General features: G+C 28.1%; 10 protein-coding genes. All 10 read left to right on the forward strand.

The features are described 5' to 3' along the window. The first annotated feature begins 6 nt into the window (after positions 1-6). The 10 genes from nth (at position 7) to BN6774_RS05705 (ending at position 13,187) form a co-directional block, all read left to right on the forward strand. Entirely contained in the window at positions 7-642 is a 636-nt protein-coding gene (nth, locus tag BN6774_RS05660; RefSeq protein WP_066891098.1) for an endonuclease III, read from the forward strand. Between the two features lie 197 nt (positions 643-839). Further along, entirely contained in the window at positions 840-1,739 is a 900-nt protein-coding gene (locus tag BN6774_RS05665; protein WP_066891100.1) for a D-alanine--D-alanine ligase, read from the forward strand. Between the two features lie 125 nt (positions 1,740-1,864). Further along, entirely contained in the window at positions 1,865-3,964 is a 2,100-nt protein-coding gene (locus BN6774_RS05670) for a sodium-translocating pyrophosphatase (RefSeq protein ID WP_066891102.1), read from the forward strand. A gap of 172 nt (positions 3,965-4,136) precedes the next feature. Then, a complete protein-coding gene (locus BN6774_RS05675) occupies positions 4,137-4,523 on the forward strand; it encodes a BlaI/MecI/CopY family transcriptional regulator (protein WP_084766902.1) in 387 nt (128 codons plus the stop codon). Beyond that, on the forward strand, positions 4,523-7,009 hold the full coding sequence (locus BN6774_RS05680) for a M56 family metallopeptidase (protein WP_066891107.1): 2,487 nt from the start codon (positions 4,523-4,525) through the stop codon (positions 7,007-7,009). The genes BN6774_RS05675 and BN6774_RS05680 overlap by 1 nt, the downstream gene beginning before the upstream one ends. Before the next feature lie 276 nt (positions 7,010-7,285). Continuing rightward, positions 7,286-7,999, forward strand: a complete 714-nt coding sequence (locus BN6774_RS05685; protein ID WP_066891110.1) for a response regulator transcription factor — start codon at positions 7,286-7,288, stop codon at positions 7,997-7,999. A 43-nt stretch (positions 8,000-8,042) separates the two neighbouring features. Next, positions 8,043-9,554 carry a sensor histidine kinase gene (locus tag BN6774_RS05690; protein ID WP_066896457.1) on the forward strand — a complete coding sequence of 504 codons (1,512 nt, stop codon included), beginning with the start codon at positions 8,043-8,045 and terminating at the stop codon, positions 9,552-9,554. Between the two features lie 67 nt (positions 9,555-9,621). Next, positions 9,622-10,563: a glycoside hydrolase family 25 protein gene (locus BN6774_RS05695; RefSeq protein WP_066891113.1), complete on the forward strand. Its 942-nt coding sequence runs from the start codon at positions 9,622-9,624 to the stop codon at positions 10,561-10,563. Between the two features lie 207 nt (positions 10,564-10,770). Beyond that, positions 10,771-12,219 (forward strand): VanW family protein, encoded by a 1,449-nt coding sequence (locus tag BN6774_RS05700; RefSeq protein ID WP_235829585.1) that lies wholly within the window; start codon positions 10,771-10,773, stop codon positions 12,217-12,219. 131 nt (positions 12,220-12,350) lie between these two features. Further along, on the forward strand, positions 12,351-13,187 hold the full coding sequence (locus BN6774_RS05705) for a Cof-type HAD-IIB family hydrolase (protein WP_066891116.1): 837 nt from the start codon (positions 12,351-12,353) through the stop codon (positions 13,185-13,187). Positions 13,188-13,222 lie beyond the last annotated feature (35 nt).

The raw sequence follows: 13,222 nt of genomic DNA on the forward strand, positions 1-13,222 counted from the left end.
GATTTAATGAAAAAAAGAACTAAAGCTATTTTAGAGATTTTAAAAGAGGATTATCCAGATGCTAAGTGTGAGCTTAACCATGAGTCTCCATTTCAGCTTTTAGTAGCGACTATACTTTCTGCTCAAACAACAGATAAGAAGGTAAATGAAGTTACTGAAACTTTATTTAGGGACTATCCAGATTTAGATGCTTTTTTAAATCTTTCAATTGAAGAATTAGAAGAGAGAATTAAACAAATAGGACTATATAGAAGTAAGGCTAAAAATTTAATTATGATGTGTAATCAGTTAAAGGAAAATTTTAATGGAGAAGTACCAAGAACTATGGAAGAAATAACTTCTCTAGCTGGTGCAGGAAGAAAAACTGCTAATGTAGTATTATCAAATGCCTTTGGCGTTCCTTCAATAGCTGTAGATACACATGTTTTTAGGGTTTCTAATAGATTAGGGATGGCTGATTCAGACAATGTTTTAGAAGTTGAGAAACAATTACAAAAAGAACTTCCTAAAAAAGAATGGAGTTTAACACACCATTTATTAATATTCCATGGAAGAAGATGTTGTATAGCTAGAAATCCTAAGTGTGAAATTTGCAACTTAACGCAATATTGTAAATACTATAAAGAGTTGAAAAAGAAATAGAGTTTACAATTCTAAATTATGAGAAGTTAGTAACTTTATCATACAGAGATAAATATTATATTAGGCTGACTTGGAGTTTACCAAGGTTGAAGGATATAATATTTATCTCTTTTTTATTACTTTTATCATACTTTATATAGTGATATAATTGTTATTGAGAATTTTATAGCAAATTTGTAATTTTGGAGGCGCAATATATGAAAGTTGGAGTTTTAATGGGAGGGATATCTTCAGAAAGAGAAGTATCCTTAAGTAGTGGAAATTCTATCATACAACATATTAATAAAGAAAAATATGAAGTAGTTCCAGTTATTATAGATAGTAAAGAAGATGTTTTAGAAAAAGTTAAGGGATTAGATTTTGCTTTACTAGCACTACACGGAAAATTTGGGGAAGATGGAAAAGTTCAAGCTGTATTAGAGACTTTAGGAGTTCCTTATTCAGGATGTGATACCTTAAGTAGTTCTTTATGTATGGATAAAGATTTAACTAAAAGTGTTTTAAAAGCTAAGGGAATAAGGACTGCAAGATGGATTAATGTATCTTCAGTTCAAGAAATAGATTATAATGCAATAGAAGAAATGGGATATCCAGTATTTATTAAACCAACTAATGGTGGGTCAAGCGTTGCAACATTTAAGATAACTAAGAAGGAAGATGTTGAAGCTGCTGTTGTAGAAGGTTTAAAGTGGGATAGGGAAGTTATGATTGAAGAGTTTATAAAGGGTGATGAAATAACTTGTCCTGTATTTGAAAATGAATTATTCCCAGTACTTGCTATAAAAGCTAAAACAGATTTTTATGATTATGAGCAAAAATATTCCGCAAATGGAGCAGAGCATTATGCTATAGATTTAGAGCCTAAAGTGTATGAAGAAGTTAAGAAAATGGCTTTAGAAACTTATAAGGCTTTAAAATGTTCAGTTTATTCTAGAATTGATATGATAATTACTGAAGATGGAGTACCATATGTTTTAGAAGTAAATACTTTACCGGGTATGACATCCACTAGCCTTTTCCCACAAAGTGCAGGAGAAAAGGGAATAAGCTACACTGAATTTATAGATATGATAATAGAACATTCATTAAAGAAATAAATATGAATTATAATAAAGTTAAGCAAATCTAAGATAAAAATAAGTAGACTAAGGTAATTTCTTGAAATTTCAAACGTATAATAAAGTAAAATAAATTATTTTATTTTAATATAGGGGGAATTATTATGAATTTCATTCTTTTAGTTTTACTTGGATCTATTTTAGGTTTGCTTTTTTCTATATACGAAGCAAACATACTAATGAAAGCTGATGAAGGTGAAGAAAAGGTAAAAAGTATTTCTCTTAAAATTAGGAAAGGAGCAAATGCATATTTAAAAAGGCAATATAAGGGGGTTGCGATTTTCTTTGCAATAATGTTTCTTATATTTTTAATTATGAGCTTTTTTGGATATGTTTCAATATTTGTGCCTTTTTCTTTTGTTATTGGAGGTTTTTTATCAGGACTTACTGGTTTTATAGGAATGAAAGTAGCAACTAATGCTAACTCAAGAACCACAACAGCAGCTAAAAAAAGTTTAAATGGAGCTTTAAAAATTTCCTTTAAAAGTGGATGTATAATTGGAATAGTAGTAGTTTCTTTAGGGCTTTTATATATAGCATTAGGATATTCATTTTTAGATTGGTATTACAGAGAATTAGTAGAAGCAGAAAAATTACTTCAAGTTACAACTAACATATTGACTTTTGGTATAGGAGCATCATCAATGGCGCTATTTGCTAGAGTAGGTGGAGGAATATTCACAAAGGCTGCAGATGTTGGAGCAGATTTAGTTGGTAAAGTTGAAGTTGGTATACCTGAGGATGATCCAAGAAATCCAGCGGTTATTGCAGATAATGTAGGAGACAATGTTGGCGATGTAGCTGGGATGGGAGCAGATTTATATGAATCTTATGTTGGATCATTAATTTCTTCTTGCGCTTTAGCAGTAGCAGCAGGATTGTCTACTGAAGGTGTTGCTGTTCCTTTATTAGTTGCAACTTTAGGTGTAGTAGCTTCTATATTTTCTAGTTTCTTTGTTAAGGCTAAAGAAGATGCAAGTCAAAAAAATCTTTTAAATGCTTTAAGAAGAGGAACTTATATATCTTCAATAATTGTTGCAGTAGGCTCTTTTTTTATTGTTAAGTACTTATTAGGATCAGAAAATATAGGGGTATATTTTAGTATATTATCAGGCCTTATTGCAGGAATGTTAATAGGATTCTTTACAGAATACTATACTTCAGATAATTATAAACCTACAAAGAAATTAGCTGATATGAGTAAAACTGGTCCAGCAACTATAATAATAGGGGGACTTTCCTTAGGAATGGCATCTACAGCAATTCCAGTAGTAATAGTAGCTATATCTGTTTTAATAAGTTTCAATTTATCAGGTGGAAGTAGTGATTTTAATTTAGGGTTGTATGGAATAGCAATTTCAGCAGTTGGAATGTTATCTACTCTAGGAATTACTCTTGCAACAGATGCCTATGGACCTATTGCAGATAATGCTGGAGGTATAGCTGAAATGGCAGAACTAGATCCAGAGGTAAGAAAAAGAACAGATGCTTTAGATTCATTAGGAAATACAACAGCAGCAACGGGAAAAGGTTTTGCCATAGGATCAGCAGCATTAACAGCACTTGCATTTATTGCAGCATACAAAGATTCAATTGAAAATATAGTTAAAGGCGGAGAGTATAATTTTCAATTTAACTTATCTATATTAAATCCACAAGTTTTAATAGGTTTATTTATAGGTGGAATGGTAACCTTCCTTTTTTCAGCAAAGACAATGGATGCAGTTGGTAGAGCAGCATCTAAGATAGTTGTTGAAGTAAGAAGACAATTTAAAGAAATTCCAGGGCTTATGGAAGGAAAAGGAGAACCAGATTATGAAGCTTGTGTAGATATTTGTACAAAATCATCTCAGAAAGAGCTTATTACAATAGCAATAATAGCAATAGCAACACCTGTAGTTGTAGGATTAATTTTAGGACCAAATGGTGTAGCTGGATTACTAGCAGGTTCAACTGTAACAGGTTTTGCAATGGCAATTATGATGTCAAATTCAGGTGGAGCATGGGATAATGCGAAGAAATACATTGAGTCAGGTGTTTTAGGAGGAAAAGGATCTGATTGTCATAAAGCAGCAGTAGTTGGTGATACAGTTGGAGATCCATTTAAAGATACAACAGGGCCATCTATAAATATCTTAATAAAATTAATGTCTATGGTATCTATAGTATTTGGTGCGTTAATACTTGCTTTTGGAGTATTATAAAAAAATTAACTATGGGGAGTTGTGTAAAATACAGCTCCTTATTTCTTTGGAATAGTAATATTCTTTAGATATATATGAAAACTTAATTAATGGAAAAAAGTGGTTGACTATTATTAATTACAAGTGTAAACTTTAATTAAAGATTACACTTGTAATTAAAGGAGAGAGTATTATGAGTAAGTTACCTAAAATATCAGATGCAGAATGGGAAGTAATGAAAATTGTATGGTCAAAAGAAGAAATAACGGCTAATGAAATAATTGAAAGTCTTAATGGGAAGCAAGAATGGAAAAATACAACAGTAAAGAGCTTAATTAATAGACTTTTAAACAAAGAAGCAATAGGCTTTAGAAAAAATGGAAAAGAGTATTTTTATTATCCTTTAATATCAGAAGAGGAATGTATAAAAGAAGAAAGTCAATCATTTTTAAAGAAAGTATTTAATGGGTCACTAAATGAAATGGTTCTTAATTTAGTTAAAAGTGAAAAACTTACTAAAGATGATATTAACGAATTAAGAGATATATTAAATAACAAGTTAGATATGGAGGATAAATAATGAATTTTATTATAGAATCCTCCATAGTTGGAAGCATATTAGTAGGATTAATTTTATTAATTAGATTACTACTGAAAGAACATATGAAAAAGTCTATAATATATTATTTATGGTTTATATTAATTATAAAATTATTAATCCCATTTGGACCTGAAAGCAAGTTTAGTTTATTTAATTTAATAAGTATCACATCAAAAGAAGAAACCAATCTATCAGTTAACAATTATAAATTACAAAACGAAGAACTAAATAATAATATTTCTAATATTGTAAATTCACCTGCAGATAATAAAGTTGATTTAAATACAGAATCTAATAACTTAATTTCAAATAATGAAGTGAACAATAATCTGAAGGAAGAAAATATAAACTTTTTATATAAAGAAATCCTATTTATTATATGGGGTATTGGAGTAATTATAATAACATCTAAAATACTAATTTCATATTTAAAATTAAAACTAAAGATAAGCAAAGAATACAGAGAATATAAAAATTATGATCTCAAAATTGATATTAGTAAGGAAAGAGAAATTCTAAATATAAATAAAAATATACAGGTTAGAATTACTAATGAAATTAATAGTCCTAGTTTATGTGGAATAATAAATCCTAAGATTTTAATTCCATTAAATATGGTAAATAATCTTGATAATGAGGAAATGAGATATATAATACTTCATGAACTTTGTCATTATAAAAGAAAAGATGTAGTAATATCATGGTTAGGATATATTGCAAAAACTATAAATTGGTTTAATCCTATAATTTATATAGGATTAAATACAATGACATACGATTGTGAAGCAGCCTGTGATGAAATGGTTTTATCAAAACTAAGTAACGAAGAAAATGTTAAGTATGGAAATACAATACTTAATGTTCTTCATTTAATTAATATAAGGAGTACTGTTCCAGGAACTACTTCTATGGTTACAAATAAAAAATCACTTAAAGATAGAATTAAATTTATTGCAGAAAATAAAAAGTTTACTTATAAGACTGCAATTTTAGGGGCTATAGCTATAGTGATTTTATCAGCAGTATTATTAACAAATAAATTAACAAGTGAGAAATTAAATTTAGTTGATAGTTCAAAAGTTAAAGAAGTAACTATAAGGGTTATGCCATCGCCACCTAAGGAAAAAGTAATTGATAATACTGAGGATATTAAGAAGATAATAGATTACATTAATTCAATAAAAGTAAAGGATAAAAAGCAAGGGATATATAATGGGTGGGAAGTTAGTATTATTTTAAAAGGTAATAAAGAATATAATATTTACTTTGTAGGAAATATTATTAATATTGATGGAATTCAATATACAGTCGATAACAAGACAATGGAAAATATTAAAAAGATATATAATGATTTAAATTACCAAGAAAATAATGTAGTAGAAAAAACAGTAGAAGAGATTTCATATATAAATTTCACAAAATATTTAGGCGGTAATTTTGGCTTAAAAGTTGAAGAAGTTGGTAAAAATACTTTGACTACTAAGGATAATGGATACTCTGCAAAAAGATACACTATAAAAGTAAATGATGAAGAACTGAAAGTTTATGAATATAATGATGAAAGAGCTGCCTTAAGTGAGATTTCTTTACTTAACGAAGATGATTATAGAGAAATTTCTTATGCTACAGATTATATTTTGATAAATATGGAGGAATTAAGAAATAGCAAACAAGTTTATTTTAAAGATAAAATAATATGCTTATACAATGGAGAGAATGATGAAATTAAAAATGCTTTAAATTCAATTTTAGAAGATCCTTTAGTTAGCTTAAGTAGAGATAAGCTTAGAATTTCTAGTAATGATATAAATTTAATTTATCCAGCTCACTGGATAGGAATGCAAGAACCTATAGAGATAATTATTGGTGAAGAAAATTATATAATTGATAGTAAGCTTATTAAGCAAAATAAAAATATATGTGAAGCAAAAATTAATAATGATTTATTACGAAAAATCATGAGCTTTGATGGAGAAAAAGTATTAATAAAATGGAAAGAAAAAATTTCAAGTGAAGAGGATAAAACTTTTGTAACTGAAATAGATAGAAAAGATTTTATTAGAGTAGTTAAAATACATGGTGGATATATTGATAGTAGCCTAGTTTATCCTGAAATTGAAATAAATGAAACAGATAAAGAAGTTATAGGAGAAAAACTTTATGAAGAATATATAAAATTGCATAGTACTGATTGGTTTTTTAATTTAAACAATGGAATAAATAAAGAACCGGAACTATCTGTATCTGAAAGCAAAATAAACAGTATTTCTTTAACGTCAGAAGGGAAATATATTTTTACTGTATGTATTTCCTATGATATAAAAGCTGCAAATGAAAAAAGTCCATGGTATGCAGGGAATGGTGTTTTAGAAGAAGATAACTGGATAGTAAACAAAGTAACTTTTATAGATATAGAAAAAACAGGAGAAAATAAATATAGAATTATAAGTGGATATACCGGATAAATATAAAAATTTATAATTAATATGAATGCTGCATTTTCATAAGTGCAGTATTTTTCATTCCTAATAAAAATTAATGAGTTCCTTTAGTGGTAGTTGAGTAATTATGGTGTTTTGGTGACTTGGAGCGAATGCGACGGAACAAAAAATAACAAATACTCAACATTTAAGATTTTTTTAAGGAAATATGAATTTTATTATTAAGATATTGTAACTAGAATATAGATATAGGCTTAGAGTATGATAAACTAATCTTATAAAAGAAGGGGAGTGTATATTTTGAGTAAAGAAAGAATTTTAATAGTTGATGATGAAAAGGAAATTAGAGATTTAATAGATATATATTTGAAGGGCGAAGGATATGAAACATTAAAAGCTGAAAATGGTGAAGAAGCTTTAAGTATTTTAGGTGAAAATGATGTTGATTTAATTATACTAGATATAATGATGCCTAAAGTTAACGGTATAGAGGCATGCTTAAAAATAAGAGAAGAAAGAGAAATGCCAATAATTATGCTATCTGCTAAATCAGAAGATATAGATAAAATTTTAGGATTAAACACAGGTGCTGATGATTATCTAACAAAGCCATTTAATCCATTAGAATTAGTTGCAAGAGTAAAATCTCAGCTTAGGAGATATAAAAAATTCAATAATGTAATATCTAAGTTAGAAGTAGAAGAAAAAGCTGAAAATATATTGGAAATAGATGAATTAAGTATTAATTTAGAAACTCATGAGGTTTTTAAAGATGGAGTAGAGATAAAACTTACTCCAACTGAATTTGATATATTAACTTTACTTGGAGGTAATAGAGGTAAAGTATTTAGCATAGAAAATATATACAACAGTGTTTGGAAACAAGACTTTATGCAATCAGATAATACAGTTATGGTTCATATAAGAAAGGTTAGAGAAAAAATAGAAGATGACCCAAGAAAGCCTAAATATATAAAAACTGTATGGGGGGTAGGCTATAAAATTGATAGGTAGAAAAAAAGAAAAGAAGGAAAAAGTGAAAAAAGAGAAGATTGGCATGTTTAAAAGATTAAGAAACTTCTTTTTTAGATTAATATACAAATTTTATAATTCAAAGCTAGGAGTAAAGCTTAGGGAACTTTTAGAATGGCTATATAGAAGAATAGAAAAAAGCATTAGATTTGAGCTTATGGTAGTATTTGCAATATGTTTTGTAGCCTCTTTTTTATTTTATGGTTTTGCAAACAATATGCTAGCTAAAAATAGAACAATTACTAGAATTGAGTATGATTCAGGACAAATTCAATCAAATGCTTACTCTATTGCTAAAAATTTAAGTGGAGAACATGGATATGAAGTCAATGGGTTAGATGATGAAAATGCCATTAAAGAAATATTAAACAACTATAATAATGGAAAAGCAAAAATTTATTTAACTGATTTAGATGGAAAAATTCTTTATAAGGTTAATGGTGATGTCCAAGATAAATTAGATATTTATAATATATTAGACAGAAGTAATAATATACAAGATGAAGGAGCAGAAAGAGTAGTTATTTATCCAGTTAAAATAGAAGGAGACAGAGCTTATCTTATTTACTATGAAACTCCAACTCCATATTTATCTTATGACTACTATACTGATACAAATTCCTTTTTAGCATTAGTCTTATCAGTAATTATATTTATATCTATATTTATTATAGTTACTAATAAAAAAATGAAGTATATTGAAGAAATTGCATCTGGAGTTAGAATAATTTCTAGTGGAGATTTATCTTATAGAGTTGAGGAAAAAGGTAAAGATGAAATAAAAAACTTAGCAGAAAATATTAATAATATGGCTTCTGAAATTGAAAGTAGGATTGAAGCTGAGCGAAGAGCAGAAAAAACTAAAAGTGAACTTATTACTAATGTTTCTCATGACTTAAGAACTCCATTAACATCTGTAATGGGATATATAGGCTTAATAAAGGATGGGAAATATGAAGATGAGGCAATGATGAAGGAATATTTGAATATTGCTTTTAATAAATCAAATCAGCTTAAAGAATTAATAGAAGATTTGTTTGAGTATACTAAACTAAATAATAGAGGGATAATTTTAGATAAAAATAAAGTAAATATAGTTGAATTTTTATCTCAAATTATTGAAGAATATATTCCAGTATTTGAAGAAAATCAAATAGAAGTAGTTAAAAGGTTTGTAGATGAAAAATCTATAGTTGAAATAGATGCGGGTAAAATGGTTAGGGTATTTGAAAACTTATTTTCTAATGCTATAAAATACTCATTTAAACCAGGGGAAGTAGTAGTATCAACCTACGAAAATAATGGTTATGTAAATATAGTTATTAAAAATAAGGGAGAAAATATTCCAAAGGAAAAAGTAGAAAGGTTATTTGATAGATTCTATAGATTAGATGAAGCTAGAAATTCAAATACTAAAGGAAGTGGATTAGGTCTTGCTATATCTAAAAACATAGTTGAATTACATAAGGGGAAAATATGGGCTGAGTGTGTTGGAAATGATGTAAGCTTTTTTATAAAGTTAAAGTGTATTAATTAAAGATTAAAGTAACCAATAAGAATATAATTAATAAACTAGTATAGAGATTATTTTTCTTGGAGGAAAAATGCAAAATAAAAACCCTAATAGTACTTTTGGAATAGACATAAATGAATATACTCAGAATGTTAATTTTCAAACCTTAGCAAGAACTGTTGACTTTTTGTATTTAAGGGCTTCAGGCTCTGGATCAGGTAGATTTAGAGTAGATAAAAAATTCTTAGAGTTTGCAAAATCAGCAAGAAATTATGGGATACCAGTTGGTGCATATCACTTTGCTGTGCCTTCATATGATTTAAATACTGCGGATTCACAATGTAATGACTTCATAAACATATTACAAGAAGGCTTTGGAAAAAATAATTATGGGGATTTATTTCCAGTATTAGATGTTGAAACTCCTGTAGACAATAAGATTAGCACAAAAGCTTTAATAGATTGGGTTGAAAGATTTAGAAAATGTTTTGAGAAAAAGACTAGAAGAAGATTAATGTTATACACAGGAGCATTTTTTATTGAATTATATAATGATTTTAAATTGCCAAATGGAACCCAACCTCTAAAGAGTATGCCTTTGTGGATTGCCCTTTATACTAATATTCCAGTAAATCCCCCATATCCACCGAATCTGGGAGGATGGACTAGATGGAGGATTTGGCAATATAGTGAAGGTGAAACAGTTAAGGGAGTTGGCAATCCCGTTGATGCCAATTGGGGACCGGATAGCCTAGATCTTTTAATGCAACCAAAGCAAGTTAAGGGATTAAGAGCAGTTAAAGAAAATGGAAGATTGAAAGTAAATTGGAATAAGAACACTGATACAGACCTCTTAGGTTATAACTTATTTGTAAATGGATATTGGATTGGCACTGTTGATAAAGATGATACAAGTTTTGAAATTAGACTTTCTGAGTTACCGGTAAAAACTAATGTGCCTATTACTGTGTCTATAGAAGCTTTTGACTATGATGGTGAAACATCACAAGTTAGAAGTAAGGTTGTAGTATAAATTTGTAATAAAAATAGATGAAAATTCTATTATCTACATTGTTGGGTATAGATTTCCATCTATTTTTTTGTAAATTAATAAATTAGTTATAACTTTATAAAAATATTTAAATAATGTTAAGATATTTATATTAAATTTAGTAAGAAAATATAATATAATAATATAGACATATCAATTATTAAGCATAGTTTGAAAGGAGTGGGGCAGGTGGAAAAAATAAACAAAAAGACATTAATTTCTGTAGGGGTTTTATTTTTAATTGTTGTAATAGGAATTATCAGTTATATTTTCTCAATTAATAAGAAGGTTGCAACCTGGGAAGATAAAATTTATCCCGAAATTAATGTTTATGGTGTAAATATAGGGGGATTGAGTAAGGAAGAGGCAGTAAACCTATTGAAAGAAAAATTACCACAGGTAATTATGGACAAGAAGCTAAAAGTATTAGTAGGAGACAAAAGCTTAGAATTAACTTATAATTCGTTAAATCCTACTTATAATATTGAGGAAATAGCTGAGGAAGCATTAGCTTATGGTAAGGATAAAGGTGTATTTGCCAAAAATTCTTTAATAAAGGGTAGAAAAGAAATAAATATTGATGCTGAAATAAAATACAATGAAGAAGCATTAGTAGAATTTGAAGATAAGGTTATGAAGGAATTTAATATTGAGCCTAAAGATGCTTCAATAGAAATTAATTCAGGAAATATATCAGTTACCCCAGAAGAGTCAGGAAAGACTATAGATAAAGAAGAACTTCATAAATCTTTAATAGAAAATATTAATGGTGACCCTCATCATGAAGCAGAAATAGTATTAGAGTTAAAAGAACAAGAAGCTAATATAAAAGCTGAAGATTTAAATAAAATAACAGGAAAAATAAGTAGCTATAGTAGTAATTATGCTAATACTGGTGATGGAAGAGTTAGAAATATGGAGATAGCTGCTAGTATAATTAATGGAACTATAGTTATGCCTGGTGAAGAATTTAGTTACAATGCCCTAATTGGAGATACAACTCCTGATAAAGGATATGAAAAAGCTAATACTTATGTTGGAAATAAAATAGTACCAGATTATGGTGGAGGTATTTGTCAAGTATCAACTACATTATATAGAGCTGTTATGAGAGCAAATATTAGATCTACTGAAAGAATGAATCACTCCTTAACAGTTTCTTATTCAGAGCCAGGATTAGATGCTACAGTAGCAAACCCATATGTTGACTATAAGTTTGTTAATACTTATGATTTTCCAGTATATATTCAAGGATACGTTAGTGGTGGAGTAGTTAGCTTTGCTGTATATGGAAATGTTGAAGCAATGGGTAACAAGACTTATGAGCTTGTAAATGAAGTTCACGAAAAATATAATCCAGAAGTTAAGTACGAAGATGATCCAACTATGGAAGAAGGAACTGAAAAGGTTGTTATTCATGGAATGCCAGGATACAAGGCAAGTTCTTATCAAGTTACTTATGAAAATGGAGTTGAGGTTAATAGAGAATTTATAGCTACAGATGTTTATATGACAACTGATACTGTTATAAAAAAAGGTACTAAAAAGAAAGAAAAGGAAAATCCTAAAAAGGAAGAGTCTCAGAATCAAGATCAACAAAAGCCTAATACAGATGCAGATAAGAAACCAACTGAATAAGAATAATAATATATTTATTTTGAGGCTATTTTAAATAGCCTCTTTTTTACTTTTATTTAACTTTAAGTTTATTGTAGAAAATTAATGCTAATGATATTATTAATATAATAAAAGAGGCAAAGGAGTTTTTTATGGGATACAAAATGATTTGCATAGATATGGATGGAACTTTGCTTGGAAAAGGGAAAAGAATATCTAAAGAAAGTAAAGATGTAATAGAAAAAGTTCATAAAAAAGGTGTAGAAATAGTTGTTACTACAGGTAGGATATATAATAATGCAGCATATTACTCTCATCTTCTTGGAGTAGAGTCACCTGTTATTGCCGCTAATGGTGCTATTGTAAGAGAAAAGCATACTAATAAAATTATATACGAAAATCCTATAAGAACAGAACAATGTATAAAGCTTGTTGAAATGCTATATAAAATGAAATTTTATTTTCATTTTTATACTGTAGATGGAATTTACTGTGGAAATCCATTAACTAAAGTTTTAACTAAAGTATATATGACTAAGCAAGTTGGGTATGATAATTTAAAAATAAATTATCATGTTATAAAAAATATAGAGGAATGGAAGAAGTTTTTTGAAAAAACTAATGGTCAAATAACAAAATGTATAGCTTTTTCTTCAAATCCAGATAAAATTAAAGTATTAAAAAAGGAATTAAATAAATTAGAAGATGTTGTTTATTTTGGTTCAGGAGCTAGAAGTGTAGAAATTAATAATAAGGGTGTTTCAAAAGGAAATGCAGTTAAAGCTTTAGCAGATTATTATGGTTTTAAAAGAGAAGAAATAGTTTGTATAGGTGATAACGAAAATGATATATCAATGATTGAATATGCTGGATTTGGAGTTGCTATGGGAAATGCCATAGAAGAAGTTAAAGCTTTAGCAGATTATATTACAGATACAAATAAAGAGGATGGAGTGGCTAAAGCAATAAAGAAGATTTTTAAACTTTAACTTTTAGTATGTATTATTTTGTTTATAAGCATAAT

Origin of the sequence: Clostridium nigeriense (genome assembly GCF_900086595.1) — a bacterium.
Lineage (GTDB): Bacteria > Bacillota > Clostridia > Clostridiales > Clostridiaceae > Clostridium > Clostridium nigeriense.

Coding starts and splice junctions, on each gene's coding strand:
- nth (WP_066891098.1), top strand. CDS start 7: ATGAAAAAAAGAACTAAAGCTATTTTAGAGATTTTAAAAGAGGATTAT.
- BN6774_RS05665 (WP_066891100.1), top strand. CDS start 840: ATGAAAGTTGGAGTTTTAATGGGAGGGATATCTTCAGAAAGAGAAGTA.
- BN6774_RS05670 (WP_066891102.1), top strand. CDS start 1,865: ATGAATTTCATTCTTTTAGTTTTACTTGGATCTATTTTAGGTTTGCTT.
- BN6774_RS05675 (WP_084766902.1), top strand. CDS start 4,137: ATGAGTAAGTTACCTAAAATATCAGATGCAGAATGGGAAGTAATGAAA.
- BN6774_RS05680 (WP_066891107.1), top strand. CDS start 4,523: ATGAATTTTATTATAGAATCCTCCATAGTTGGAAGCATATTAGTAGGA.
- BN6774_RS05690 (WP_066896457.1), top strand. CDS start 8,043: ATGTTTAAAAGATTAAGAAACTTCTTTTTTAGATTAATATACAAATTT.
- BN6774_RS05695 (WP_066891113.1), top strand. CDS start 9,622: ATGCAAAATAAAAACCCTAATAGTACTTTTGGAATAGACATAAATGAA.
- BN6774_RS05705 (WP_066891116.1), top strand. CDS start 12,351: ATGGGATACAAAATGATTTGCATAGATATGGATGGAACTTTGCTTGGA.